The sequence below is a fragment of the bacterium genome (assembly GCA_035281585.1).
Taxonomy (GTDB): domain Bacteria; phylum UBA10199; class UBA10199; order DSSB01; family DSSB01; genus DATEDP01.
This window is the reverse complement of sequence record DATEDP010000113.1, coordinates 32539-57276: the sequence shown is the minus strand read 5'-3', so window position 1 is coordinate 57276 and position 24738 is coordinate 32539. Positions and strand designations below refer to the sequence as shown.

The 24738-nt window shown below is 59.3% G+C and carries 28 protein-coding genes; 3 read left to right on the top strand and 25 right to left on the bottom strand.

What is annotated here, in order from left to right; translation table 11 throughout:
* Positions 1-428 (top strand): helix-turn-helix domain-containing protein (locus VJR29_09630; GenBank protein HKY63667.1); only part of this gene is annotated, 428 nt, incomplete at its 5' end.
* Between the two features lie 100 nt (positions 429-528).
* On the opposite strand, the gene VJR29_09625 is transcribed toward VJR29_09630, so the two are convergent.
* From VJR29_09625 to VJR29_09510, 24 genes are all read right to left on the bottom strand, one after another.
* Positions 529-1218 carry a tetratricopeptide repeat protein gene (locus tag VJR29_09625; GenBank protein HKY63666.1) on the bottom strand — a complete coding sequence of 230 codons (690 nt, stop codon included), beginning with the start codon at positions 1216-1218 and terminating at the stop codon, positions 529-531.
* A 107-nt stretch (positions 1219-1325) separates the two neighbouring features.
* Positions 1326-2288 carry a hypothetical protein gene (locus VJR29_09620; protein HKY63665.1) on the bottom strand — a complete coding sequence of 321 codons (963 nt, stop codon included), beginning with the start codon at positions 2286-2288 and terminating at the stop codon, positions 1326-1328.
* A 20-nt stretch (positions 2289-2308) separates the two neighbouring features.
* Entirely contained in the window at positions 2309-2908 is a 600-nt protein-coding gene (locus tag VJR29_09615; GenBank protein HKY63664.1) for a tetratricopeptide repeat protein, read from the bottom strand.
* A 73-nt stretch (positions 2909-2981) separates the two neighbouring features.
* Positions 2982-3983: a hypothetical protein gene (locus VJR29_09610; protein ID HKY63663.1), complete on the bottom strand. Its 1002-nt coding sequence runs from the start codon at positions 3981-3983 to the stop codon at positions 2982-2984.
* A gap of 160 nt (positions 3984-4143) precedes the next feature.
* Positions 4144-4983 (bottom strand): flagellar biosynthetic protein FliR, encoded by an 840-nt coding sequence (locus VJR29_09605; protein ID HKY63662.1) that lies wholly within the window; start codon positions 4981-4983, stop codon positions 4144-4146.
* Between the two features lie 54 nt (positions 4984-5037).
* On the bottom strand, positions 5038-5304 hold the full coding sequence (gene fliQ, locus VJR29_09600) for a flagellar biosynthesis protein FliQ (protein ID HKY63661.1): 267 nt from the start codon (positions 5302-5304) through the stop codon (positions 5038-5040).
* On the bottom strand, positions 5304-6095 hold the full coding sequence (gene sctR / locus VJR29_09595; protein HKY63660.1) for a type III secretion system export apparatus subunit SctR: 792 nt from the start codon (positions 6093-6095) through the stop codon (positions 5304-5306). Before sctR ends, fliQ begins: the two co-directional genes overlap by 1 nt.
* Entirely contained in the window at positions 6079-6465 is a 387-nt protein-coding gene (locus VJR29_09590) for a flagellar biosynthetic protein FliO (protein ID HKY63659.1), read from the bottom strand. The genes sctR and VJR29_09590 overlap by 17 nt, the downstream gene beginning before the upstream one ends.
* The gene (locus VJR29_09585; protein ID HKY63658.1) at positions 6462-6920 is read right to left on the bottom strand and encodes a FliM/FliN family flagellar motor switch protein; all 459 of its coding nucleotides are present in this window, start codon (positions 6918-6920) and stop codon (positions 6462-6464) included. Before VJR29_09585 ends, VJR29_09590 begins: the two co-directional genes overlap by 4 nt.
* On the bottom strand, positions 6920-7852 hold the full coding sequence (locus VJR29_09580; protein ID HKY63657.1) for a hypothetical protein: 933 nt from the start codon (positions 7850-7852) through the stop codon (positions 6920-6922). The genes VJR29_09585 and VJR29_09580 overlap by 1 nt, the downstream gene beginning before the upstream one ends.
* A gap of 105 nt (positions 7853-7957) precedes the next feature.
* On the bottom strand, positions 7958-8848 hold the full coding sequence (locus VJR29_09575) for a hypothetical protein (protein ID HKY63656.1): 891 nt from the start codon (positions 8846-8848) through the stop codon (positions 7958-7960).
* Between the two features lies 1 nt (position 8849).
* Entirely contained in the window at positions 8850-9353 is a 504-nt protein-coding gene (locus VJR29_09570; GenBank protein HKY63655.1) for a hypothetical protein, read from the bottom strand.
* 9 nt (positions 9354-9362) lie between these two features.
* A complete protein-coding gene (gene sctN / locus VJR29_09565) occupies positions 9363-10733 on the bottom strand; it encodes a type III secretion system ATPase SctN (protein ID HKY63654.1) in 1371 nt (456 codons plus the stop codon).
* Positions 10734-10742: 9 nt separating this feature from the next.
* The gene (locus tag VJR29_09560; protein ID HKY63653.1) at positions 10743-11423 is read right to left on the bottom strand and encodes a FliH/SctL family protein; all 681 of its coding nucleotides are present in this window, start codon (positions 11421-11423) and stop codon (positions 10743-10745) included.
* Between the two features lie 94 nt (positions 11424-11517).
* A complete protein-coding gene (locus VJR29_09555) occupies positions 11518-12471 on the bottom strand; it encodes a FliG C-terminal domain-containing protein (protein ID HKY63652.1) in 954 nt (317 codons plus the stop codon).
* Positions 12472-12556: 85 nt separating this feature from the next.
* A complete protein-coding gene (locus VJR29_09550; protein ID HKY63651.1) occupies positions 12557-13081 on the bottom strand; it encodes a hypothetical protein in 525 nt (174 codons plus the stop codon).
* A 98-nt stretch (positions 13082-13179) separates the two neighbouring features.
* The gene (locus VJR29_09545; protein HKY63650.1) at positions 13180-13974 is read right to left on the bottom strand and encodes a sigma-70 family RNA polymerase sigma factor; all 795 of its coding nucleotides are present in this window, start codon (positions 13972-13974) and stop codon (positions 13180-13182) included.
* Positions 13975-14239: 265 nt separating this feature from the next.
* Entirely contained in the window at positions 14240-14590 is a 351-nt protein-coding gene (locus tag VJR29_09540) for a hypothetical protein (protein HKY63649.1), read from the bottom strand.
* Positions 14591-14629: 39 nt separating this feature from the next.
* Positions 14630-15103 carry a hypothetical protein gene (locus VJR29_09535; protein ID HKY63648.1) on the bottom strand — a complete coding sequence of 158 codons (474 nt, stop codon included), beginning with the start codon at positions 15101-15103 and terminating at the stop codon, positions 14630-14632.
* An 84-nt stretch (positions 15104-15187) separates the two neighbouring features.
* Positions 15188-16159 (bottom strand): hypothetical protein, encoded by a 972-nt coding sequence (locus tag VJR29_09530; GenBank protein ID HKY63647.1) that lies wholly within the window; start codon positions 16157-16159, stop codon positions 15188-15190.
* Positions 16160-16170: 11 nt separating this feature from the next.
* Positions 16171-16578, bottom strand: coding sequence for a tetratricopeptide repeat protein (locus VJR29_09525; protein HKY63646.1), 408 nt, complete (start codon positions 16576-16578; stop codon positions 16171-16173).
* 191 nt (positions 16579-16769) lie between these two features.
* Positions 16770-17363, bottom strand: coding sequence for a hypothetical protein (locus tag VJR29_09520; GenBank protein ID HKY63645.1), 594 nt, complete (start codon positions 17361-17363; stop codon positions 16770-16772).
* A 169-nt stretch (positions 17364-17532) separates the two neighbouring features.
* Positions 17533-17808 carry a hypothetical protein gene (locus tag VJR29_09515; protein HKY63644.1) on the bottom strand — a complete coding sequence of 92 codons (276 nt, stop codon included), beginning with the start codon at positions 17806-17808 and terminating at the stop codon, positions 17533-17535.
* A gap of 149 nt (positions 17809-17957) precedes the next feature.
* Positions 17958-20150, bottom strand: coding sequence for a PEGA domain-containing protein (locus VJR29_09510; protein ID HKY63643.1), 2193 nt, complete (start codon positions 20148-20150; stop codon positions 17958-17960).
* A 110-nt stretch (positions 20151-20260) separates the two neighbouring features.
* On the opposite strand from VJR29_09510, the gene VJR29_09505 reads away from it, so the two are divergent.
* Positions 20261-21505 (top strand): tetratricopeptide repeat protein, encoded by a 1245-nt coding sequence (locus tag VJR29_09505; GenBank protein HKY63642.1) that lies wholly within the window; start codon positions 20261-20263, stop codon positions 21503-21505.
* A gap of 25 nt (positions 21506-21530) precedes the next feature.
* Positions 21531-22637: an FHA domain-containing protein gene (locus VJR29_09500; GenBank protein ID HKY63641.1), complete on the top strand. Its 1107-nt coding sequence runs from the start codon at positions 21531-21533 to the stop codon at positions 22635-22637.
* A 144-nt stretch (positions 22638-22781) separates the two neighbouring features.
* Here the strand turns inward: VJR29_09500 and VJR29_09495 are convergent, their stop codons facing one another.
* The gene (locus VJR29_09495; GenBank protein HKY63640.1) at positions 22782-24704 is read right to left on the bottom strand and encodes a CARDB domain-containing protein; all 1923 of its coding nucleotides are present in this window, start codon (positions 24702-24704) and stop codon (positions 22782-22784) included.
* Between the last annotated feature and the right edge of the window lie 34 nt (positions 24705-24738).

Sequence of the window (24738 nt, the reverse complement as noted above, 5' to 3'; positions counted from 1 at the left end):
TCGGCCGTTTCAACCGCCTGCCCGACGGCAAGCTCAAGGTGATCCGGGTCGAGGACGATGCACTCAAGCTGCTCCAGCGCTATCAATGGCCGGGCAACGTCCGCGAGCTGGCCAACGTGATCGAGCGGGTCGTCTCGATGGCCGACAGCGACACGATCAGCGCCTCCAACCTCTCCTACGTCTTTCAGGAGATGGAGCAGATGGTCGAGCCCACCGAGAAGATGACCATCGACACCTCCCTGCCCTTCAAGGAAGCCAAGCAGAAGGTGGTCGAGATCTTCGAGCGCGACTACCTGGTCGAGCTCTTGACCCGCAACAACTTCAACGTCAGCCGAGCTTCCCGCGAGGCTCAAATCGACCGCAAGCACCTGCGAAATCTGTTGAAAAAATACGAGATCAACGCGCCGGAAGATGACGACGAGGATTAATCTTGCCTTGTAGGGGCGACCCTTGCGGTCGTCCAATCTGCGGAAGTTGCAATCGACTTGCCTTGGGCACCCGCAAGGGGTGCCCCTACAGAGGACGGCCTCAACGGCCCCGTGGCAGCGGCTTTCCGCCGCGCGGCAAGGCCGGGCGGGCGGCGCCGGGAGCTCCACCCGGCGGCTTGGCGCCGGGCAGACCGGGTGCGGCCGGAGCGCCGGGAGCGGCACCAAGGGTCGGCTTGCCGGCCTGGGCCTTTTGGACTTGGAGGTTGCGCTTGATCGCGATGACCAAGGACCGGGCCCGGTTGGCGAAAGTGTTCTTGCCGAGCGGGTCGAGCAAGATCGCGGCCCGGAAATCCTCGGCGGCCTTTTTGAAATTCTTGTGGACCAAATAGATCTCGCCCCGGTTGACCAAGGCCGAGATGTCGTCCTTCTTGTATTTGAGAGCCTCCGAAAACTCGAAAACCGAATCCACGAACTTCCCCTGCTTCTGGTAAATGCTGCCCAGGCAGGCATGATAAAAGGGGTTCTTGTGGTCGATATGGACCAGGCAATCGAAGATCTTTTTGGCCTCATCGACCCGGCCGTGCTTCAGCTTGACGTGGCCGACCTCGGATAGCAGGAAGAGGTCGCGCTGCGAGATTCCCGCCATCTGGGCATAGGAAATCTGGTTGGTCATGAATTTATAGAGCAGCTCGATGACGTACTTGCGCCGTTGAGGGGTGGGGTCGTGCAGCTTGCTGGCGGCCCGCTCCTCCGAAGACATGGGAAGAGGGAGATTGTCGTTTTCTGCCATGGTACTCCGCAAATTCTTCGAATTTGCTGCGCGCCCCGGCCAAGCCGAGGCTTGCATGGCCGTAATTTATCGAAAATACAGGAAATCCGCCAGCAAAAGCCAAGAACTTAGTTTCGCATGTTCCGGATGATGGAATCGGTGGTCTGGAGCTGCTTGTCGATCATGCCCTTGACCATATTGACGAATTCGTTCTGGTAATGCTGGGCCCGCATCATTTTGTCGGTAATCTCGCGCTCGGTGCTGCTCAAATCCTGCATCTTATAGTTGAGCATGGTCACCGTCTTGGGATCGGCGCCGGCCATTTCGGTCAGGATCGCCTGGCGCTGGCGGCGAATGTCGTCGAGCATTTGGGTGCCCGAGGCATAGATGCCGGTCACGAAATCCTGGCGGTTGAAGAGCTGGAGGAACCAGCCATAGGACGGGTCGCCCTGGAAATTGGCGTCGACATAGCCCCGCGCCTCTTGGGTGCCGGCGGTCGGATCGAAGCCGCCGGGATAGCCGGTCGAAGGCCCGCCCGGAGCAAAGCCGCCCGGAGGAACCGGGTTGCCACCGCCGCCGAAGCCTGGCGCGCCACCCGGAGGGGCCAGCGACTTCGTCGCCATGGCTTTGCCGGCGCCACCCGGCGTTCCGCCGCCCTGGACGTCGTTCCAAGTCGTGCCCTGGCCGCCGTTGCCCGGCCCGGCCAAAAGTTTGCCGTAAGCGTAAACCTGATCTTGGGTGAAGCCGGCGCTCTGTCCCAAGGCCTCGGGATTGAAAAGGTCCTTCACCGGGATCATGTTGAAGTAAGGCGTCGGTTGGGGATTTTGATTGTCGTAATATTCGCGGTACTGGTCGGGAGTGGGGATCGATCCCCGGACCTCGTAGTACTGCTGGGGATCGACGACGTTGTTGAGGCCGAGGGCCGCCAGCTTGAAATAGTTGGTGACCCCGGGCACATCCGAGAGGATACGCTCGATCGAGGTCGTCGACATCAGCTTGTCGAGAGCCGCCTGATCGATCCCGGCTCGGCCGAGAGTCTCTTGCATTTGAGCTTGAATCGCGAAGTTATCGCGAATGTTTTTCATCGCCATGGGTCATCACTCCTACAATTTCAACCCTTCGCCGCCTTTTCCGCGGCATCGTACTCGGCCCGCTCGTCGAGGACCTGCTTCTTGAGGAAGCGGGCCCGGTTGGCCCAGGGATCCTTGCCCTGGGGATCGAGCTGGATCGCGGCTTCGAAATCCTGCATCGGCAAGTCATCGGAGCCGAGCAGGTAGTAGATCTCGCCGCGATTGACATAGGCCGTGGCGTCCTCGGGATCGAGCTCGATGGCCGCCGTGTATTCGGCCAGGGCATCGAGGTAATTCTCCTGCTTCTGGTAAATCGCGCCCAAGGCCGTGTGGTAATAAGCGGTCTTGTGATCCAGAGCGGAGAGCCCCTTGAACAGTATCTCGGCCTCCTTCATGCGTCCGCTCTTGAACTTGAGATAGCCTCTTTCGGCGATGTCCAAGAGCATCTGCTGGGGAATCCCTTGGACCTGGGCCCAAGTCGAATCCCCCTGAATAAACTCTTCCAGGTCGCGCAGCGCCTTCTCGGAATCCTTGGGATCGATCTTGTCGAGCAACTCGCCCAGCGCGTTGAGCCAAGGCGGCGGAGACTCTGTCGCTCCGGCGTCGGGAGCGGGACCGGATGGATTTTTCGGAATGACCATAGGTCAATAGGCTAAAACGTCCCGCCCAGGCTGACAAGATAATATCGCAAAAACCCCTTGAATAACCTCCTTCTTACCGCATCGTCATGACGCGATCGTTGGTGCGGAAGGTCTCGTCGCGGAAGGTCGCGACGGTCTGCCAAAAAGTCTCGAGGTTGCGGAATTGGGTCTGGAGAGCGTCGACCAATTCGCGCTCGGTGTTCTGCAACTCGTTCATGAGCTGGGTGCTCATCTGGACGAACTGGGTGTACTTCGCCGACTTGTCCTGAGCGCGGGCCGCGGTTTGGGGATTGCTGCCGGCATAGGCGCGCGGCGGCTGCTGGCGGGCGAAGTTGCGGATGACGGTGGAGCGAGCCCGGCGAACGCCGTCGAGCTTCTTGACGATCAGCCGAGTGAACTGCCGCATGTCGCGATCCATCAGCACCGCATAGGAGCGGAGCGCGCCGGCAATGTCGCCCATCATGATCTGCAAGAGGATCATATGGATCTTGACCTTGGCCTCTTGCTCTTTCTTCTTGGCGTCGCGAGCCATGCCCTTGGCGTCCTGCATCATCTGCTGTTGATCCATGAACTTCTGGAACTCGGGGCTGCCGTAACCCTTGGCGTAGACGCCCATGTTCTTGCCGTTGTACTGGGGATAGCCATTGGGCGGCACGTCGCCCGGGAAAGCGCCGAAGCCTTGCTTGGCGTAAGCGATGTCGGCATCGGTCGGGGTCCATCCGTAAAGCTGCTGCATCTGAGCCTTGATCTGCTGGGGCGAGAGACCCTGCTGAACGAGAGTCTGCAGGTAAGCGCCGGCGTCGGAGCTGGGCGGCTCGCTAATGCCGCCGCCGGTGGCCAAGCTCTTCCCGGGACCGGTTTGGCCGGGCTGACCGGTGCCGCCGGTGGGATAAGTTCCGCCAGTGGGATAAGTTCCGCCGGTGCCGTAGTCTTGGATCTCGCCGCCGGAGTTGACGTTGCCGCTGTCGAAGTCGTAATCGCTGCCATACTGATTGGCATAGGGATCGTTGTTGACCCATTCATCTTGGCGTTGTTGGCTGCGATCGGTCGTCCCGGAATTCTTGACTTGGCTCATGTCTTCTCCTTCGGCTTTTGCTAAAGCCAGCTCCCTCCGATTATCGGAAACGCTCCAAGCCGGAGTTGCTTCAAGGGCGCCCCAATTCGCTCTCATTTTAACGGGTTCGGCGGCCTTCGACTAGCCGAAGCAAGGCCTGGCTCCGATTTTATGCGGTGCGTCAACGAAGGAATTGTTGAAGAATTTGCTGGCTCACCTGGAGGGTCTTGAGAAACCAGACCTTCATCTGGTCGTAGACGATGGGCAGGCTGAAATAGGCCAGCAACATCCCGACGAACCCCTTGATATTAAAGCCCATTTCGAAAACGTTGATCATCGGGGCCACCCGGTTGGTGAGGCCGAGGATGAGGTCGGCGATGAAAATGGCGATTAAAATGGGGGCCGAAAGCTGCAGGCAAATGATCAAGGTGTCGGCGGTGAGGCGGATGACCAGCTCCAGCAGGGGGGTCAGACCGGGCTGGATATCGGGCATCTTCAGGATCGGGACCATTTGGAAGCTTTCGCCGATGCCCTGAATGAACATCCGGTGGCCGCCGATGGCGATGAAGGAGACCAGCGCCAGCTGGTAGTAAAAGACCCCGAACAGCGAAGCCTGGGAGCCCAAGGCCGGGTTGAAGATACGGGCATTGGCCAGCTGGCGCTGGTTGTCGACCATGTTGCCCGCCGATTGAATGCCGTAAAACAGGAAGACCAAGGGCATTCCGATCAAGATCCCCACCAGCATCTCCTTCAAGAAAAGCGCGAAGAGAAAGCCTCCGCTCTGCGAGGGCAAGGTCTCGGTGGCGGTGGCCGAGATGGCCGGGAAGAAAAAGAGCATGAGCAAGATGCTGATCGTGATTCGAATTCGCCCCGGCACCGGCCTGCCGCCCATGAAGGGAACGAAGAGAGCCAAGACAAAAATGCGGGTGAAGATGAGGCCGCCGATCAAAATGAAGCGGAAGAGATCGAGATGGATCCCCAGCGAATCGAGAAACTGCTGCGAGCTGGTGAAACTGAACATCGTGTTGAGGTGTCATTCCTCGTCGCTTCGTTCCTCGGAATGACAGAGAGCACCCTAATGGATGTAACTCGGAAATCCTTCTAGCAAAGTTTTGGTGAAGGCGATCATTTGCGCCATCAGCCAAGGGCCGGTCAGGGCCAAGATCACGAAAACGGCGACTAGCTTGGGGACGAAGGTCAAGGTCTGCTCCTGGATCTGAGTCGTCGCCTGGACCAAGCTGATCAGCAAACCCACGATCAGCGCCACCAAGACGGCCGGGGCCGAAAGGATCAGGGTGAGGAAGAGGCCTTGTTGGCCGATGGCGAGAATATAGCTTTCCATTAGCTGTACCCCAATATCAGGCCGCGGGCGATCAAGTACCAGCCGTCGACCAGCACGAAGAGCAAAAGCTTGAAGGGCAAGGAAACGGTGACCGGCGAAAGCTGGAACATGCCCAAGGCCAAAAGGATGTTGGCCACCACCATGTCGATGACTAGGAAGGGCAGGAAGATCACGAATCCGACCTGAAAAGCCTCGGAGAGCTCGCTGATGACAAAGGCCGGGATCAGGACGATAAAGTCATTGTTCGAGAGCGACGCCCGGTCCTCCGGCTTCCGCATTTGCCGGGCGAGATTGTAGAACATCGTCCGGTCCTTGGCGCTGGCGTTCTTCACCAGGAAGGCCCGCATCGGTTCCTTGCCCTGGTTGAGGGCGTCCTGCATCAGGGCCACGGTAGCGGTCGAGAAAACTCCTTGGTTGCTCGTCGCCTGGAAACTGGCGTTGGCCGCCCGGTAAATGTCGAGGCCGACCGGCATCATGATGTAGACGGTCAGGATCATGGCCAGGCCGGTGATGATCTGGTTGGGCGGAATTTGCTGGGTGCCGAGGGCGTTTCGGATCAAGGCCAGGACCACCGCGATCTTGACGAAGGAAGTGATCATCGTCAGCAAGATCGGGACAACGGCCAAGGCGATCAAGGCGAAGACGATCATCAGGGGCTTGCTGACCGGCTGATCGAACTTGCCTTGGGCCCAGAGCGCTCCGGCGCCGAGGCAGAGCGAAAAATAGATCGCCAAGCCCAGCCAGCAGGTCCGGCGGTGGCGCAGCCAGAGGTCTTTAAGCTTCTTCATCATCGTCTTCGTCTTTCGTTTGGGCATCGCCCAAGTCGGCGACCAAGCCGAGGTGGTTGTCGCTGGCCCCCACCAGCAGGCGGCGGCCCTCCACTTCCAGCACGTACAGCGATTTCCTCGAATCGAGCGGAATCCGGTCCACGATTCGGAGGTCGGTGCGTCCCGAGCCTCCGCGATGCAGGCCGAGCTTCGGGACGACGTAGCGCAAAATCACGATGGCCAGCGCGATGACCGCGATCATCGCGAAGATCATCTTCAGGAAGAGCCAGGTGAAATCCACCGAGCCCGCGCCAAGCGCCGCGACATCCGGCGTCGCCCCCCAAGGGGTCGGCGTGGGAGTCATGGCGGCCGCGATAAGGCTTGAGAAGATCATTCGAAGATCTTGATGATCCGGACCCCGAGCTTCCCGTCGATTTCGACCAGCTCGCCCTTGGCCATCAGCTTGCCGTTGGCGACCAAGTCGACGGCTTCATTGGGAAAGCGGTTGAGCTCCAGGACCTGGCCCTTTTTGAGCGAAAGAATTTCTTTGATCGAAATGGCCTTCTTGCCGAGGACCGCGACCAATTGCACCGGCACGTCGGCGGTGAGCCCGGCGCCGCGGCGATCGACCTTGCCGCCGGCCGCGGGAGCCGCCGGCGGAGCGCCAAAACCGCCCGAGGGCTGGGGAGCCTTGGGCGGAGGCGAGCCGGGATTGGGATTGAAGTCGAAGGGATCCCCGGCGCCTTCCAAGCCCGGCGTGCCTTCTTCGACACCCGCCCCTTCGGCGAAGGGGTCGAGCTCGGCATTGAACTCTTCAACTTCAATGTTGGGATCGGGTCTCTTCGCCATCACTCGCCTCCAAGGAAATCCAAAATCTTGACGACCACCTTGCCCTCGCTGTCGATCAACTCGGAGAGCAGGCCCTCCGAGGAGTTTTCGCCGACCCGAAGCACCGTTTTGCCGCTAAGCCCATGAGGGCTCTTGTTGGCCTGGGACTCATCGAACAGGATGACGTCGCCGGGCTCCAGCTGGCCGATCTCCGAAGCCATCAAGTTGACCCGCCCAACCTCCGACCAAATCGAGGTCTTGATGTGGGCCACCCTTTCCAGCCGCTGTTCGAACTCGGCGTCGGAGACGTCGGTCGCGACGTCCTCCCGGAGAAACACCCCTTCGACCAACGGATGGGGCAGATAAACACGAACATATCCCCCCCTACCCTCCAGGCCAAGGTAAAATTTGAGCACGCAGCCCCATTCCTCGGGCGGGACCGCATCGGCCAAGAGCCGGGGCTCATTCACGATTTTGGCGATCCGGAAAGCGCTGGGCCCCTGAAAAGAAGGGGCATCCTTCAACAGCGAAACCGCCTTGGCGAGAAGGAACTCCAAGGCCCCCTCTTCCAGTGGGCTAAAGGCGCGCGGCTCCCCGCTGGCCTCCCCCTCCGGTTGGCCGAGAACCCGGTCGACCATCCGGCGGCAGCTGGCGTAGTCCAGCTCGACCAGGGCGGCCTGACCCGAGGGTTGGACCGAAAGCAGGATCAAGACCGTAGGGTTGGGCATGGCCGCGATGAAGTCGGCGGCACTGGCCTCCTCAAAGCCGACGAACTCGAGCTTGAGACCGATGCCCAAGTCGCGCTCGAAGGAACGGGCGAATTCGGCGGCGAACTCGCCGGCCTCGGAAAATTGAGGATAGAGTCGCAGCAAGCTGTCGACGGTGGCCAGCTGGCGGCTCGACAGTTTCTTGAGCTTGGCGAAATCGAAGGGCCGGATCTGGGGTTGGGCCATAATAAAAGTTTCTTACGAATGTCATTCCGAGGCCCCCAAGGGGCCGAGGAAACTCATACCTCCTTGGTGGGCATGAGATCCTTCGCTACGCTCAGGATGACGCGGCTAAAGCCGCGTCACCTTGATCGAGCGGACATCGACACCTTTTTCGCCCAGGGCCAGGGCAATGTTTTCGCGTTCGTTCTTGAAGGTCTCTTCCACGCTCCGGTTGGGAACCAGGAATTCGACGCTCACTTCCTTGCCTTGGGCGGTGACCTTGAGACGAAGGCCGTTGAAGACGCTGTCGTGGAAATCGATCTGAATTTCCTTACTCAAGTCCTTCTTCTGCACAATAGTGACAGATTGGACGATCTGGTCAAGCAAAGCCTTAGGCAGCTCGCGCGGCGCCTGAGGCGATTCGATCTGGCTGAGGTCCACTTGCTGGATCTTTTGGAACTCCACCGGCACCGGGGCCGGAGTCGGCGCGGCATCTCGGCGCCGCAGATCGGCGGCGAAGCCCTGGCTGGTCTGGCTGTCCTTTTGGAAGCCCTTCTGGCCGCCGCTGCCACCCTCGCGCTTCTCGCCGGAGCCGCCGCCGGAGCCCTGCTCGCCCGAGGAATGCTTGCCTAATACCCGCTCCCGGGCGCTGAGGCCGGTTTCTTTGCTCTTCTTGCCGGCTTCGGGCTTGTTGTCGGCGGCCTTTTTGTCGTCCTCGGCCTTGTCGCGATCCGACGAGGAGGAATGGCGGTCATCGTCGTGGGTGATCTCCTTGAGCCGGGAATCGAACTTGTTCTCCGAGGGCAGAAGATTGGCGGCTTGGCCCGACTCCGAGGCATGCTTCAGCATTTCGTCGAAGGGACTGGCCTGCAGCTTCTTGTTTTGACCGGTCTGGCCCGATTGGAGCGCGCCCTGCTGGCCGGCCAAAGTCTGGGACTGTTTGGTCTGCTTCTTTTGATCCGCCGCCCGGGCCGCCGCTCGGGCTTCCTCGCCGGCGCTGGGCCGAATGCTTTCCGTCATATTAACCGTTCATCTTTCTAAGCTGATGCACGACATTGCCCAGTTCGTTCATCACTTTTTGTTCCTCGTACTCCAGCTTCTGCTTGAGCTTCTTCTTCCAAAGCTCCTTGTGTTTCTCCATGATTTTAACTTCTTTGCAGGCGTCAATGTAGTCCCTTTTGCAGGAGGCGACCCGCTCCTCGGCCTTCTCGATCTGGATCTTTTGGTTCTCGATCTCCTCGTCCTTCTTGGCCTCGTCCTCGACCAGCCGCTTGATGAAGTTGAGATGACCGTGGGAATCGGAGACGACGCTCTCGCCCATCCGCAGCATCTCGGACATTTCGCGCCTGGCGTTTTCCCGCTGCTGGATGATGGCTTGTTTTTCCTCCTCCAGTTTCACCAGCCGCTGCTGCTCTTCCTTCAGCATGCGAATCGACTTGCCCAGCTCGATCTCGGCATTCCGCTTGTTGCGGATCCGAACGTCCAAGAGCGGCTGGAGCCGGTATTTTTCTTTTTTCTTCGCCATCGCTTTTCATCACATGAAAATATTCTTCAACTCATCCACCGATTCCGAGAGGTGGATCTTGTCCATGACATGTTGCTTGAGGAAGTTGTTCACATCCTCGATCTTTTCGATCGCGTAGTCGACGTTGGGGTCGGAGCCGGCCTCGTAGGCGCCGATCAGGATGAGGTCGCGCTCTTTCTCGTAGTTGGCCACGACCTCGCGAAGCTTTCGCGCCGCCTGCTCGTGCTCTTCATCGACGATCGAGCTCATGACGCGGCTCACGCTCTCGGAGACGTCCACCGCCGGATAATGGCCCCGGGCGGCCAGAGCCCGCGACAGCACAATGTGGCCGTCCAAGATCGACCGGACCTCGTCGGCCACCGGCTCGGTCATGTCGTCGCCCTCGACCAGAACGGTGTAAAATGCGGTGATCGAACCGGTGGCCGAGTTGCCGGTGCGCTCCAAGAGCTTGGGCAGTGTCGAGAACACCGAAGGCGTGAAACCCTGTCTGGCCGGCGGCTCGCCGATGGCCAGGCCGATCTCACGCAAGGCCCGCGCGAAGCGGGTGACCGAGTCCATCATCAGGAGCACGGTGCGGCCCTGGTCGCGGAAGTACTCGGCAATCGCGGTGGCGACATAGGCCGCCTTGGAGCGGACCAAGGAAGGCTGGTCCGAGGTCGAAACCACGACCACCGAGCGGGCCATCCCGGCTTCGCCCAAGTCCTTCTCCAAAAAATCGCGAAGCTCTCTTCCGCGCTCGCCGACCAGGCAGATCACGTTGACGTCGGAGTCGCAGTTCCGCGCCAGCATCCCCATCGTCGTGGATTTCCCGACGCCGGCGGCGGCGAAGATGCCGACGCGCTGGCCCTCCCCGACGGTCAGCACCGAGTCGATGCAGCGGATGCCGACCGAGATCGGTTTGGAGATGCGCTTGCGGGTCAGCGGATCGGGCGGCGGCGCCATGACCGGATATTCGGTATCGTAGCTCAAGGGCCCATGGGTCTCGGCGTCGATCGGATCGCCCAAGCCGTCCAAGACGCGCCCCAGCAGGCCATCGCCGACCCGAACCTTGAGGCAGCCGCCGGTCGGAATGACGTCATTGCCCGGCCCGATGCCCTCGAGATCGCCCAGCGGCATGAGCAAGACTTCCTTGTCCTTGAAGCCGACCACCTCGGCTTTGATCGGGAGTGCCCGGGCATTGAAGGTCTGGATATAGCAGAGCTCGCCGACGCGGACGCCGGGAACCACCGCCTTGACGACCAGTCCGGTGAGCTCGGTCACCTTGCCCTTGATCCGGTAGGTCGAGAGCGAAGTGACCGCGCGGTAGTACTTGTGAAGGTCGATCACCGGCAGCTCGAAGCCATCGTCGAAGCCGAGATCCACCGCTTGTGCCGCTTCCATAGTCCTTACCTACAAAGCCAACGCCTTCTTGATCGCGTTGAGCTGAGTGTCCAATTGAGCGTCGATGGTGCCGATGTCGGTTTCCACCACGCAGCCCCCCACCTTTACGGTATCGTCTTCCCGGAACACCAAAGTTTTGCCGGACTCCACTTTTTGGAGCAGCTCTTCTTCGTTTTTCTTAACCTTTTCATAGTCTTTGGGGTTGACGTGGACGATGATTTTCTCTCCGACCGCGTCGCTGACCGCCAATCGGATGACGTTCATGATGGCCTTGTCGTTCTCCCGGAACTCGCGGCCGATGATCTTTTCAGCGATCTCGAAGATCAGCTTGACCATCTCCCGCTCATTGTCATCGAAGAGCTTTTGGCGCAATTCCTTGACGCGCTGCAACATTTCCAGGCCCTGTTGCAGCCCTTCCTGCTGGCCCTGCTCGAAGCCCTGCTGGCGGGCCTTTTCCATCTCCTCTTGAACCTGGCCCAAGACCTCCTTGGCTTCGGCCTTGATCCTGTCGGCTGCGGCCTTGGCCTCGGAAATGATGATCTTGGCCTGATCGCTGGCGTCGAGGATCTCCCGGTCGATCACACCACCGATTTCAGGCCCCCCGCTGAAGGTGGAGGACAGATCGGACTCGATCCGGTCCTGGAGGTTGAGCCGTTTTTTGAAGTCTTCGCCTTTGAGAATCTTTGCCATGAATGGGGACCCTGTCCTTCTGGATGACACCGCACGGGTGCCCTTCAGTCTAACGAAAAGAATCTACCAATTTCAATGATATCCTATGGGATTATCACCCGAATTGAGGCCGAATTCGCTCGAGGGAGTTGGCGATGTGCTCCCGGACCCGGCGGGCCTTTTCGGGGTTGTTCCGGGGAATGTTCAGATCGAGGTAGCGCTTCAGCACATAACCGTAACGGGGGGACAGCTTGTAGATGAAAATGGGGGCGAAGGGCTCATGTTCCTTGCCGAAGGCCCGGCTGAAGACCCCGAAGCCGATCTCGAGAGTGAGCTCGTCGGTCTTCACCTTGTCGCCCTCCAGCGAGAGGATGTTCATCTGGGCCTCGCGCATCTGATCCTTGGAATAATTCCCGCCCCGCTTGATGCGGCTGCGCAGCTCCTTGGCCTCGTCCACGCCCAAACGATGCAAGATGGCCCGAGTCGCGGCGCGGTCGACTTGGCTGAAGGCGATGGCCATCTCGCTGATCCCGAGCTCCCGCATGAGCTGGTAGAACTGGTCGACGTTGAGCTGGCGAAAATTCTCGAACTCGCCCAAGTGATCCCAGACCTCCCGCGGCACCGCCGGGAAACGGCTTTCGATCCTCCGCTTGATCATCGCCCAAATCGGCTTGGCCGGAACGTGATGAGCCATCGCCTTGATCGTCTTGCGCATCTCCTTGGGCAGCTCCGAAAGCACCCGGCCGATCTTGGCGCGGGGCAGCTCCCGGAACACCAGGGCCCAGACGAGGGCCGACTCGTTGCGCAAAGCTTCCACCACCCAACCGCCATCGGCATGGAGCCAGAGGTTGACCTTGCCTTCGGCGCCAAGCCGAGCGAGGTGGCGATGGATCTCATCGTCGCGGTTGCGCTTCGGCTGCTGGAGCAGGTTTTCGAGGACGGCGCCAAGACCGCGGCTTCTGGACTCGTCGACGGCGGCGAGCAAGGCCGGAGCCTTCTCGCCTTCAACGAGAGCGGAGACGAGGAGAAAGGCTTGCTGACGTTCGCTTAAGTCTTGGAGATCGGCCATTCGCTTATCTTAGCCAGGTGGAAAGGCTTTGCCAAAAGAAAAGGGCGACCCAAGGGTCGCCCTTTTGAAGATAGAAAATCTTAAATCAACCAACCTGCATGTTGAAGGGAGTCGAGATCGCCTTGTTGGCCATTTCGCCGACCTTGGAGACGACTTCCATGTTGACGGTGCAGGTGTGAGCGTACATCTGCATCCGGGTCAGCTCCAGAGCGGTGAAGCTCTTCTTGCTGCCGGAGAAGAAGCTCTCCATCATCTGCTCCATGTTCATCTGGTTGGTGTTGACCTCTTTGAACATGTCGAGGATGCCGGTGCTCTTGGGAGCGCTGGCTTTTTCGATCTCGCCGGCCCGGGCAACATCGACTTGGATCTCACCGGCCGGAATCGACTTCATGTTGCCGCTGACCGAATCGGCGCCGAAGTTGTCCACGAACTCCATCAGCTTGGCATTGGAAGCTTGGTTGGCGTTGCTTTGGGCGCCGATCGTGCTGTCGAGCAAGTTGGCAAAGCTGGTTTTGTCGGTTTGGAAAGTCCCGCCGGCCGGCAAAGGCGAAGAGCCGGTGTTGACGTTCTGCAGCGCGGTTTGGGTCAAATTCATCGAAATCGGGTCCATAAACTTCCTTTTAGCACCAAAAATTTCTCTGAAATCTTATCGTCTCACCACTATAGCAAAGTTTCCAGTCCAAAACAAAATCTATCAATAATCGGAGTTTACTGAGCTTGGACCGCGGCATTGGCGCGGTGCTGATGCTGGGACTTGAGCTGGATCAGGCTGATCTTCTTGAAGAGCAGGCCGAGGGCCCGGGCGTGGAGTCGGGAGGTCCAGGACTTGGAAAGACCCAGCTTTTGGCCGGCTTCTTCCAGGGTCTTGTTCTGGAAGTAATACATCTTGATGAGCTTGCGCTCCTTCTCGGGCAGCTCCTCGATGGCCTGCCGCATGTATTCCTTCACCTTCTGGAACTCGGCCTTATGCTCGATATCATTGGCCTTTTTGTCTTCAATTTCCATCGTCTCTTCGCTGGCGTCGATGCTGATGATGTAGATGGAAGCCAGGGAATTGACGGTGTCGTAGAGCTCGCCGATCTCTTCGTCGGCGCTCAGCTTGGTGCCGGCGCTCTTGTCGGCCATGGTCTGAAGGTATTCGTTGGCGGCTTGCTCGAACTTGATCTTGGAGTACAGCGAGCGGGGAATCCAGCCGGTCTTACGCAGTCCGTCATAGATCGCACCCTTGATGCGGTAATAGGCGAAGGTCTTAAAATCGACGTTAAACTTGGGATCGAAGCGCTTGGCGGCTTCCAGGAGGCCTAGGCGGGCGTTGCAGATGATTTCTTCGATATCGGCGTCATTACTGAGGGTTTGAGCCACTTTATTGGCAATGGAAGTGGCATAAGGCAGGTATTGTTCGATCAAGCTATCGCGGCCGCGAAGGTCTTCGGTGGCAACCGGCGCCGGGGTGGGATTTACTGGAGTTTTTTTAACCGCCCTTTGAGTAGCCGTTCGACTCATGCTGAATTCTCCCTAGTCAATGATGGTGGGCCAATCAACCCATTTCGCTTACCCGGAACAAGCTGCAAGAACGTCGCCACAGGTTGCGTGGAAAATGCATGAGATCTAAAAAAATTAAGTGACGGAATTATAACAACTTTTTGAACATTACGCCGATGATCAAAGGAACTCACCTGGAAAATGACCCCGACAAAAGTGCTCAAGTGGAGTCCTTATTCCCAAATGTGCAAATAGACTGGGGTATGAACCCCTCAATCGGCTCGGATTAGCGCTTCAGATAGTGGGATTGATCCAAGACGTCAGTGATCATCCGGATCATCTCGTTGCGGGCCTCGGGACCGGCTTTGTAATAGGGATGGGAAGGGTTTTCCAAGGCTTTGCGGGCAATGGCCTCGAAGACCCTTTGGCGGGCGATCCGGTCCAGCGGACCTTGAAGGGCCCGAAGCGAGGCTTGGGACGCCGCGGCATTGCGAAATTCGCGGGCACCCGCGTTGTCGATGACCAGCTTTAACGCGGCCTCGGCGGAGGTGCTCAGGTTTTGTTTGGATTCATCGGAATCGGTGGCCGGAACTGCGGAGGCGTTCGATTCGGGAAAACGGCTAACGGAGTTGCTCATCTTAAATTCCCTTAAAACAGACCCGCTAAGGTCCTTCCTTTACATCGCAGCGATGCCCTCCCGCGCTGCGGCTTCACGAGTGATCACCGTGTCCAGCTTCTGCTGATCGAAACTGCTGACCGGAGCCGAAGAGGTCACGTCAGGGCTGCCAAACATGCCGAAACCAGGAGTCATGGTGTTGAAACTGGTTTGAGCCGCGGCTTCGTCCAGGGCCAAATTGTTGAGGCGCTTCGCAACCTGATTTTCGTAAGAGCGCTGGGCCAATTGACCGACGCCGTAGAGACCGGCGGCCGCGACTTGAGCGCCGGGAAAAGGCATGAACCGCAGGATGCTCGAGCCGATGCTGGCGAAAATAGAGCCGAATTTCTTGAGGCCCATCATGAACTTTTCGCCGAAAGTGGGCTTATCCAACAGGCTGCCGCCTTGGACCAAACGCAAGCTGGTGGTTTGGATCAAAGGCTGATTGGCGATATTCGCGTTGATCATTTGCGGGTTAACTGGTTGAAATTCCATTAAAAACTCCCAATATCCTCGGCATCCACTAATTTAGTTATCGGTGGCGCCGACTATGAAAGTTTCGTTTGAAAGGGCCGAGGGTTATTTTTGCGCAGCGGCGGCCTTTTCACCAGAGGCGAGCTGGGCTGCGGGGGCATTGCCTCCCTCCAGGAGCGGCGGTGAGGCCAGCGCGGCGCCTCCCTCGGAAAGACCGCTGTTCAACTTGGACACTTTCAATTCTTGCCGCATCTTAGTCAGCTTGATGACGTTGATGATCAGGGCCGCCGAAACCCCGAGCAGGAGCACCAGCATCACGACCGCGAAGATCTTGAACCGCTTCACCGACTCGACCTTCATCACCAGCCCGGCAATGGTCGCGAGCTTGGCGTTGGCATCGATGCCGGGGCCGGCCGGGGCCTTGGGGCCCTGATTCAAAACCTCTTGGGGCGAAGGAAGGTAGCTGATGATGACCGAAACGTCGCGCGGGTCGAGGTTTTCCACCGACTTGGAGATGAATTGCTGGATGCGGGCTTCGGTGACTTCGTAGCCGTCTTGGGTTTTCTTCACCCGCAGCACCGCCGAAGCGGTGGGCCGGTTGTCGGGCCCGGTTTCGGTGTTGAAGGGGCTGATCTCCGGGACGTTGAGGACGATATCGGCGTCGATCACGCCCGGCACCCGTTGCAGCGAGTTGATGATGTCGCCCTTCTTAGCCAGAAGCTTGCGGCACTTTTCCTCTTCGGGCGTCGGAATCAGACCCTTTTCCTTGCAGATGCCCTCGGAGCCCAGCTCCCTGGCCCGCGGCAGGTTGTTTTCGACCAGGATGCGGCGGGCGCTCTGGATTTGGTCCTTGGGAACGCCGATCGTGTAAGTCGTGCCCTCAGAGGTACTGGCCATCACCTTGGTGGCGTTGACGCCGTGCTGGAAGAGAACCACCAGTATTTCGTTGGCTTCCGGCTCGGTGAGGCCTTGCTGCAAGGTTTCCTGGCCGCAGGCTGTCATGAGGAAAACGAGGCTCGTCAGGATGGCGGCGGAGCGGAGCTTGCGCCCCCAGGCTTGAAAAAGTTTTCCCATCATCAAAATCAATCCTACTTCTTTGGCGGCACCACGGGAGTGAAGCCCTTCTTGATCAAGTCGAGCAGCGAGCGGGCGAACTCACCCGACTTACCGCTGGGGTCCATCTTCGAGGCCTTTTCCAGGACGGTGACCGCCTTTTCCTTCTGGCCCTTGAAGAAGAGGGCCTCCCCCAAATAGGCGGTGGCGAAGGCGGAGTCGGGGGCGACCTCCAAGGCCTCTTCGTAGGTCTTGATCGCCTGGTCGAACTTGCCTTGGACGCAGTGAACGTTGCCCAAAGCCACCAAAGGAACCTCGCTCTTGGGCGCCAATACGACAACGCCTTCGAAGACTTCCTTGGCCTCTTTGTAACGCTGCATGCCGAGATAAAGATAACCCGATTCGAGCAGGATGCGCAGGTCCTCACTGGGTACTGGGATCATAGAAACCTCGGATAAAAAAATGGGTAAATGGTATGCTAGCATAACCATTTACCCAAAATTTTATAGTGTTTTCTGCTACTTTCTCCGCAAATTCTGCGAATTTGCTGCGCGGCCCGGCCAAGCCGTGATTCCTAGACTTCGCAAACTCTACGAGTTCGCTGCGCGGCCCGGCCAAGCCGGGCCTTGCCACATTAGGCCCGGACGTTACGAATCGCATTGAGCTTGGCGTCGGAATCGGTCTTAGCGATGTTCGACATCATCTGGCTCATCTGGGAGACGTTCTGAACCTTGGTCTGGAGAGCCAGGAAGGTCAGGTTGTTGTTCATCATCGAATCGATCTGGCTATTGAACTGGCCGGTTTGATCCGCACCGGCCGGCATGCCAGCGCCGGGATAACCGGGGGCCGAACCGAGGCCGCCCGCGATAGGACTACCGCCGCCGGCACCGGGGTAACCGGGAGCCCCGCCTGGAGGGGCCAGGAACTTGCCGGTGCCGCTGCCATAAGAAAGGCCGGGGGGGACATAGCCGGGGGTTTGACCGCCGCCCAAGGTCGAGAGCGCCGCGCTGGTGATGGCCCCACCCTTCATTCCCATGAACGGAGTGGCCGCGCCCGCCGCCGGGCCGGCGATGCTGATGACGTCGGAGGCGATGCCCAGGGCCTTGCCGAAACCTCGATCGCCCACCACGTCCTGACGGTTTTGAAAACTCGCGTCTTGGCGAAGCATTTCCCGAGTCTGATTGTTGATCGGGGTAAATCCTTGGTTGGTCACATAAGTGTCGGCCATCGGTTCTTCCTCCTAAAAAGCCCCTGGGAAATCCAATTTCCCATGCTCGTGTACTTCGCAAATTCTTGCGAATTTGCTGCGCGGTTGGAGCAAGTCCAACCTTGCTTCCCCAATTATCGAGGAGGCCGAGAGGCAAAGTTGCGGCGGGAGAGGCCTCCCCATAAAAAAATCAGGGTTTTCCAGCCTCTTTCTTGAGGACCTCCATCATTTGATATTTTAGCTTCAGCAGCTCTTTAAATAAATCCATGGTCAGCTCATAGGCCCGCATCGCCTTCTTGGCGGCCTTTCCCGGGCCCAAGCCGCTTTTCTTCTTGGCGACTTTCTGGAGCTCCTCGAAAGACTCGCCGAAGCTTTTATTCACTGCGTCAAATTCCTCGGTCTCCACCAGCTTTTCGATGCGGGGGTAACCGGCGGTCAGGGGTTCTTCTTGGTTGTTTTTGGCCATAAGTCCTCGCGGAGGGCGGTTGTGTTGAAATCATTAAAAAAGCGGGCTCTGTCTTTGTCAAGCATGTCATCGGGAAATGTAGGGGCGCCCCTTGCGGGTGCCCCGAAACGGGCGGTCTTCGGCGGACCGGGCAGCCGCAAGGGCTGCCCCTACTGGGCCGGCTGCAGCTTGACGATCAAAGGCTTGATGGCCGAGAGCGGAACCTGAACACGGGTTTCATAGGGCTTGAAACCGTCTTTTTGGACGTTGACCCGGTAAGAGCCGACCAAAAGGTCCGATAGAATCACCGGCGTCGCCTGGCCGATGGGATTGCCATTGATGCTGAGCGCTGCGCCAGCCGGATCGGTCGCCACGTAGAGCACCGATTTCATCGGCGAGATCTTGTGATAGAGGCTCTCGGCGTCGCTCTTGATCTTCTCGTCCTTGGTGTTGAGCACGATGTTGATCAGCTTGACCAAGGCCTGGTCGTTCTGACCCAGGCCGGCATGAGCCTCGGCCGCGCCCAAGTCGGCTTGCTTTTCGTATTCCGGCGCTTCCTTGGCCTTTTGGAAATAAGCCAGGGCTTGATCGTAGGTCTGAGTCTTAAGGAAGGCTTGGCCCAGCAGCATGTGAACCTGGGCCAATTCGGTCGGCTCCGGATTGCGCTTCAGGGCCTCGGCCAGATTGGACACCGCCTCGTTGTATTGACCGGCCTTCAGCAGCTGGCGGCCCTTGTTGATGAACTCGCCGGCCGGGCTGGTCGCCAAATTGAAGTTGGCGGTGTAAGGCGTGTTGAGCTCGATGGTCAGCTCTTTCTCGAAGTCGTTGAAGCCTTCCTTGCGGATCGTCAGCTTATGCCGGCCGGTCGGGAGCTGGCCGGCGAAGGGCGTGTCGCCCATCTTCTTGCCGTCCACCAAGACCTCGGCGCCCGGCGGATTGGTGTTGATCTGAGCCGGGAAGGACTTGATCGCCTCGTCGCTGGCCTCGAGATTGAATTCGGCGGCGGCGGCGCTCATCTCGAACTCGCGGCGGTATTTCACCGAATTGACGGTCGAGGTGCTGCCTTCGAGCGTTTCCGGCATCCGAACCTCGGCCACATAGCTGCCGTAAGGCAAATAAACCGGCGTCTCGAAGGACAGGTTGTTGATCTTCAAGGGCTTGGCCTGGGTGGCGCCGGGCGGGAATTTGCCCTCGAGATAAAGCTCGCCGTTCTTCGGCAGGGCCTTCACCTTCAATTGGCCGAGCTTGGCTTGGAAGTTGGCCGGGACGACTTCGTCCTGCTTCTGGACCTGGAAGCTCAGCTTCTCGGTCCACTTCTCGCCGATGCCGTCGAGGAAGTACTCGGCGGTCAACTCTTGGGGCTGACCCACCGGAACTTGGACGCTGACCTTGAAAGGCGTGGTGCCCAGCTCTTTCTCTTTATAGAAAACCTTGGCCGGCACCGGCTTGGCGTCGGCCTCGATGAAGACCGGCAGGGTTTGGCCGGCCGGAGCTTCGGCCGGCGGCGTCAGGACCTTGGGCTTCTCGCCGCTGGGAGCGGCCGGAGTGGTGGCCTTGGGCTTCTCGGACACCTTGGTCTTGCCTCCGCCCAGCGAAGCTTTGAGCTTGTCCAGGGCGCCCGACCGGTAGGCCAGATATCCGCCCCCGCCCAGGATGCCGAAGATCACCAACAGAATAAGAAGATTGCGCGCGGCCTTGGAAGGCGGCTTGGCGGCGGCGGTCGCGGCCGGAGGAACCGGCACCATCGGCGCCGCGGCTTGCGGAACGACGGCCTGTTCTTGCGGGATGATTCGCTCCTCGGGCTGCTCGATCTCGAGACCCATCGGCACGATCGGCTCCGGTTCGGGCTCCGGCTCCGGCAGGTCGGCCAGCAATTCGGCGGCCGAAGCGTCGGGGCCCGGCGCCGCCGGGGACTCGGTATGCGGCGTATGCTCTTCCTTGGCCTCGCCTTCGAAGGGCTCGTCGGAGGGCTCCTCCAGGAAACGCAAAGTGTAGATGCCCACCTTGATCGTATCCATGTGCTTGACCGGCATCTCGCCTTGAATCTTTTTATTGTTGAGGAAGGTTCCGTTGCGCGAGCCGATGTCGCGCACCGTGAAGCCATGGCCGGTCGATTGCAAAACGGCGTGGGAGCGGGAGACGCTATTGTCCTCCAGCATGATGCTATTGGTGGAAGCTCGGCCGAGAGTCAGCTCTTTTTGATAGGCGACGGTGAACCAGGCACCCTGCTTGGGCCCCTGAACGATTTCCAACAGGGGATAGGCCTCAGGACCTCGCATGGGTCCTTTCGACGTGCGCTCGATGTCGTCATAGGCCTTGATGAAAGTGTTCTCTTCAGCGCCGCTTTTATAAGGACCCTTCATTTTTTCCTCTGTTTATGCGGGGCGGGTAGCATAAAATCTTGATATTGCAAAGAAATAAACTACAATCGTTAAGCTTGTCCCGCGCGTAATGCGTGTGTAGGAGTGCTTTTGTGACCCGCTTATCCCCGATTCTAGCCGTGCCTCTCTTCGCGCTCATCCTTTTTTTTCCAACCATTGTCACAGCGCGTTATGTCGTTCGCCCGCTGGATCAAGCCGTTTTCCATAACAACCAAGGTGTGAGCTACCTCAATATCGCCGATCCTGAAAAGGCGTTGTTCGAATTCAAGACCGCCACCGAGATTTCGCCTGAGTATACCGAAGCTTGGAACAACATGGGAATCACCTATATGTACTTGAAAAAGTACGACCAGGCGAAGGAGGCCCTGCTCCGCTCCATCAAGATCGACGGCGACTACCCCTCGCCTTACAACCACATGGCTTCGCTCTACTACACGCTGGAGGATTACAATCAGGCCTTGGAATGGGCCAACAAGGCGATCAAAAAAGACAAGAAATTTGCCGATGCCTACTACAACAAGGGCATCATCCTTCGGGAGCTGGCTCGGAAAACCGGGAATAAATCTTATTATGCCGACGGCGAGCAGGCTTTCCGGCTCGCCACCGAAGCCAATTCTCGCCACTATTTGGCCAATCTCGAGCTAGGCAACATGTACAAAGCCCAGGGGAAGCTGGACGAGGCGATCATTCGCTACAAAGTCGCCCTGGAAATCCAACCTTCGGCGGCCAATGCCTGGAAGGAGCTGGGCGCACTCTACCTGCAAAAAGGGGATAACAACCGGGCCCAATTCGCCTTCAACAAGGCCATGCAGGCCAATCCCCAGGCCACCTCTTCTCATCTCGACATGGGCCTCTATTACATCCAGGAGAAGAACTACGTCCTGGCCGAAAAGGAGCTTTCGCTCGCCCGCCAAGCCGACCCCAACAATCCCCGGATCCTCTTCAACCTGGCCTACGCCAAGTTCAGCCAAGCCGAGGACGTCCGCGGCCGCAGCGGCCTGGACGCCGCCATGCCGATCTACCGGGAATCGATCAATTACTATAGCTCGCTGGTCCGAGCGGTGCCGAACTACGCCGATGCGGCCTACAACCTGGGCTACGTCTACCTGCGGATGGGCGACACGACCAGCGCCTCCGAGTGGTATCAAAAAACCCTCAGCATCGACGCCAACTATCCCCGGGCCCTCTTCGGCCTGGGAGCCATCCAGCTCCAGAGCGGGAACACCGCCTCGGCCGTCGACTACCTTTGCAAGTTCACCAAGGTGGCGCCCCAAGATTTGCAGGCTTCGGTCGACGCCGCGCAAAAAATCATCGCCCAAAACGGGAAGTGCAAGTAGACTCGGCTCCGCTTAATAACGTCCGATGCCCAAGCTGATCATCCAAAATACCAAGACGCAGGAAGAGCAGGAGTACACGCTGCCCCAGGACAGCATCGTCTTCGGCCGGATCAACACCTGCGACATCGAGCTGCCGATCAAGTCGGTCTCGCGGCGCCACGCCGAGATCGTCCGGGAGGACGCCGATTACTTCCTCTCCGACCTCAAGAGCGGAAACGGGACCTTCCTCAACAATCAAAAGATCAAGCCCTTGGAGAAGAATCTCCTCCGCTCCGGCGACTTGATCCGGATCGAGGACTACGAGATCCGCTTCCTCCTCACCGAGGACAGCATGGACCACCCGGTGGAGGAAGACACCGACACCGACATCCTCGAGATCAAGCTGATCAAGAAGATGATGAAGGCGCTCGACACCGACGAGACGCCGAGCCTCGAAGTCCTGAACGGCGTCGCCGCCGGCAAGAAGCTCCCTCTGCCCGAGAGCAAGCAAGAATTCATCATCGGCCGCGACAGCGCCGCCGACCTGACCATCGACGAGAACGTCATCAGCCGCCAGCACGTCAAGCTCGAGCGCAAATGGGGCGGCATCGTCATCGTCGACCTCCAAAGCAAGAACGGGACCTTCGTCAACAACGACCGGGTTGAGGAGAAACTGCTCCGCGACGGCGACAAGGTGATGCTGGGGACGGTGAAGCTGCTCTACCGCAATCCCAAGGACGTCAACCTCGAGATGATCAGCCAGGAAATCTCCAAGAAGAAACGCGAAGCCGCGATGCGCGAGGCCGAGATCCTGGCCCAGAAGCAATTGGAAGAAGAGCGAGCCGCCAAGAAGCGCGAGGAAGAGGAGCGAGCCCGCCAAGAAGCCGAAGCCAAGGCGGTCCAAGCGGCTTTGGAAAAGGAAAAGCTCGAGGCCGAAGAGGCCGCTCAACCGCCACCCGATATGCCCCCTGCCCCGCCGCCCGAGGCGGCGCCGGCCCCAGCTCCGACCTCCGCCCCCACTGCGGCGTCGGCCGCAGCGTCGGCCGCCGGAGGCAAACCCGGCTTCTCCACGATGGAGAAGCTCATGATCCTCGCCGGCATCTTGGTCGGCGTGGTCGCCTTAGTGGGATTGGTGATGCTGCTGCTGAAATAATCGCCGATGAAAAATTCTTTTGCGACCTTACCCCCTTTGAAAAAGGGGGGCTGAGGGGATTTAAAGACGTTGCAACGCAATGAGCTTCGATTCCTAGGCTTTTTCCTCCAGCGACCGCTTTAAATCCCCCTTGATCCCCCTTTTTCAAAGGGGGATAAGTTTTCGGGCCCAAAGCAGCAAAGAAATCGTGAATAGAAGCCCCAGCCAGACCGGGCTCGCCTTAGCGTCGCCCCTGGGATTCAAGCGGCAACCTCCGTCGCCCCCACCCTCGCCTGGATTCACCAACGTCAGGGCCGCCTGATTGTTGGCGTTGTTCGAATCGATCACGCTCCCGCTCACAGTGGAAACGAGGCTGAAGGGCAAGGCCGCGACCTTGAGGTTCAAGGTGACCGTCGCCGAGGCTCCGTTGTCCAGCTCGCCCAAGGCACAGCTCACCGCACCCTCGCCGATCGTGCAGGTTTCGGGAGCGGCCGCCAGCCCGCTGAATGATCCGAGCAATAAGGTGCTCAGCGTCACCTCGGAAACCGCATCCGGCCCTTGGTTGGTCACCACCGCGGTGAAGGTTACCAAGTCCCCGCTCTGCGCATCGGCCGGATCGGCCGAGAGCGTCACCGCCAAATCGGCGGTCGGCGTGAAGGGCTCGGCGCTGTCGCCGAGGAAGCGGGCCAAGGCGAAATTATTGAAGGCGCTGGCCGAACCGGCATCGGAGGCTCCGGAAAGGACGATTTTACCATCGGTCTGAAGGGCCATCGATCGCGCGGCCGAATCGCTGCAGAGGCAGGAAAAATCCTGGAGGACGATTCCGGCTTGGCCGAAGCCGAAGTCGAGATCCCCTCCGCTGCCATAGCGCAAAAGTGCGAAATCGTCGCCGAAGCCGTTGGCGTCGGAGGAGCCGGCCGCCAAGATCTTGCCGTCGGCTTGGATGGCCAAGGCATTGGCTTTGTCGGCGCTGCCGTCGATCGCTTCGGTGACGACGATGCCGCCGCTGCCGAAACCGGCGCCGCAGGCCGAGCCGTCGTCCAGGCTGCCGTCGCCGCAAACTCGAACCAGGACGACATCATCGTCGCTGCCGTTGTTGGCGAAGCCGGCGCCGACCGCCTTGCCGTCGGCTTGAAGCGCCAGCGACGTCAATTGATCGGCATCCCCGACATCGATCACCCGCTCGCCGGTCGAGTTGAAGGCGCTGCCGCCACAGCTTCCGGAATCGAGGCTGCCGTCGGGGCAATAGCGCGCAAAGGCCAGGTTCTCCTCGCCCTCGGTGGCGAAGCCGGCGGCAAGGATTTTGCCTTCATTCGCATCGCCCGCCGGATAGACCGCCACGCCGCGGGCCTCGTCGGCACCGCCGGCGAAGTCGGTCAGGACCGTCCCGGGCGGCGATCCCGCGGGATTGAAAGTGCCGTCCAAGGATCCGTCGGAGTTGTAACGGGCCAAGGCGAAATCGCGGGTGCCGTCGGCTTCGGAATAGCCGGCGGCCACAATCTTGCCGTCGGCCTGAAATGCCAGTCCCAGGACTCGGCTGTCGCCGCTGCCGAGCTCGGTGGTCACCGTTCCGCCGCTGCCAAAAGCCTGATCGCCGCAGTTCGCGCCATCGTCCAAAGCTCCATTGGGACAGTAGCGAGCCAAGGCGAAGCTGTTCGGCGGGTCCTCGATGGAGGTTCCAGCCGCCAGGATCTTGCCGGCGTTGGGATCCCCGGGCGGATAGATCAGGGCCGCCGTTGCCAAATCATCGCCGGCGATATCGGTTTCGATCACTCCGTTGGTTCCGAAAGAGGTATCGAGCGAACCGTCAGGGTTGTAACGGGCCAGGGTGAAGTCGTGGACGGCCGTTTGAGTGAAGCCCACGGCGACGATCTTCCCCTCGTTGGGGTCGCCCGGCGGATGGATCGCCACCGCGAGAGCGGCGTTAATCCCCGGTGTCCCGGTCAAAATGTCGTGGGGATCGGTGAGAACCAGGCCCTGGATCCCGAAATTGAAATCGAGGTTGCCGGGGGCCGCTTGGGCTTTGGTTCCGGCAAAGACGAGAGAACATACCAGGATGATGGCCATCCTGCGCAAGAGGATTCGCATGGCGCTATTCCTTACCTGATTTTGCCCGAGCCCT

What these genes read in the sequence shown, in the direction of transcription:
- VJR29_09625 (HKY63666.1), bottom strand. Translation starts at nt 1,218, where the DNA reads ATGGCAGAAAACGACAATCTCCCTCTTCCCATGTCTTCGGAGGAGCGG.
- VJR29_09620 (HKY63665.1), bottom strand. Translation starts at nt 2,288, where the DNA reads ATGGCGATGAAAAACATTCGCGATAACTTCGCGATTCAAGCTCAAATG.
- VJR29_09615 (HKY63664.1), bottom strand. Translation starts at nt 2,908, where the DNA reads ATGGTCATTCCGAAAAATCCATCCGGTCCCGCTCCCGACGCCGGAGCG.
- VJR29_09610 (HKY63663.1), bottom strand. Translation starts at nt 3,983, where the DNA reads ATGAGCCAAGTCAAGAATTCCGGGACGACCGATCGCAGCCAACAACGC.
- VJR29_09605 (HKY63662.1), bottom strand. Translation starts at nt 4,983, where the DNA reads ATGTTCAGTTTCACCAGCTCGCAGCAGTTTCTCGATTCGCTGGGGATC.
- fliQ (HKY63661.1), bottom strand. Translation starts at nt 5,304, where the DNA reads ATGGAAAGCTATATTCTCGCCATCGGCCAACAAGGCCTCTTCCTCACC.
- sctR (HKY63660.1), bottom strand. Translation starts at nt 6,095, where the DNA reads ATGATGAAGAAGCTTAAAGACCTCTGGCTGCGCCACCGCCGGACCTGC.
- VJR29_09590 (HKY63659.1), bottom strand. Translation starts at nt 6,465, where the DNA reads ATGATCTTCTCAAGCCTTATCGCGGCCGCCATGACTCCCACGCCGACC.
- VJR29_09585 (HKY63658.1), bottom strand. Translation starts at nt 6,920, where the DNA reads ATGGCGAAGAGACCCGATCCCAACATTGAAGTTGAAGAGTTCAATGCC.
- VJR29_09580 (HKY63657.1), bottom strand. Translation starts at nt 7,852, where the DNA reads ATGGCCCAACCCCAGATCCGGCCCTTCGATTTCGCCAAGCTCAAGAAA.
- VJR29_09575 (HKY63656.1), bottom strand. Translation starts at nt 8,848, where the DNA reads ATGACGGAAAGCATTCGGCCCAGCGCCGGCGAGGAAGCCCGAGCGGCG.
- VJR29_09570 (HKY63655.1), bottom strand. Translation starts at nt 9,353, where the DNA reads ATGGCGAAGAAAAAAGAAAAATACCGGCTCCAGCCGCTCTTGGACGTT.
- sctN (HKY63654.1), bottom strand. Translation starts at nt 10,733, where the DNA reads ATGGAAGCGGCACAAGCGGTGGATCTCGGCTTCGACGATGGCTTCGAG.
- VJR29_09560 (HKY63653.1), bottom strand. Translation starts at nt 11,423, where the DNA reads ATGGCAAAGATTCTCAAAGGCGAAGACTTCAAAAAACGGCTCAACCTC.
- VJR29_09555 (HKY63652.1), bottom strand. Translation starts at nt 12,471, where the DNA reads ATGGCCGATCTCCAAGACTTAAGCGAACGTCAGCAAGCCTTTCTCCTC.
- VJR29_09550 (HKY63651.1), bottom strand. Translation starts at nt 13,081, where the DNA reads ATGGACCCGATTTCGATGAATTTGACCCAAACCGCGCTGCAGAACGTC.
- VJR29_09545 (HKY63650.1), bottom strand. Translation starts at nt 13,974, where the DNA reads ATGAGTCGAACGGCTACTCAAAGGGCGGTTAAAAAAACTCCAGTAAAT.
- VJR29_09540 (HKY63649.1), bottom strand. Translation starts at nt 14,590, where the DNA reads ATGAGCAACTCCGTTAGCCGTTTTCCCGAATCGAACGCCTCCGCAGTT.
- VJR29_09535 (HKY63648.1), bottom strand. Translation starts at nt 15,103, where the DNA reads ATGGAATTTCAACCAGTTAACCCGCAAATGATCAACGCGAATATCGCC.
- VJR29_09530 (HKY63647.1), bottom strand. Translation starts at nt 16,159, where the DNA reads ATGATGGGAAAACTTTTTCAAGCCTGGGGGCGCAAGCTCCGCTCCGCC.
- VJR29_09525 (HKY63646.1), bottom strand. Translation starts at nt 16,578, where the DNA reads ATGATCCCAGTACCCAGTGAGGACCTGCGCATCCTGCTCGAATCGGGT.
- VJR29_09520 (HKY63645.1), bottom strand. Translation starts at nt 17,363, where the DNA reads ATGGCCGACACTTATGTGACCAACCAAGGATTTACCCCGATCAACAAT.
- VJR29_09515 (HKY63644.1), bottom strand. Translation starts at nt 17,808, where the DNA reads ATGGCCAAAAACAACCAAGAAGAACCCCTGACCGCCGGTTACCCCCGC.
- VJR29_09510 (HKY63643.1), bottom strand. Translation starts at nt 20,150, where the DNA reads ATGAAGGGTCCTTATAAAAGCGGCGCTGAAGAGAACACTTTCATCAAG.
- VJR29_09500 (HKY63641.1), top strand. Translation starts at nt 21,531, where the DNA reads ATGCCCAAGCTGATCATCCAAAATACCAAGACGCAGGAAGAGCAGGAG.
- VJR29_09495 (HKY63640.1), bottom strand. Translation starts at nt 24,704, where the DNA reads ATGCGAATCCTCTTGCGCAGGATGGCCATCATCCTGGTATGTTCTCTC.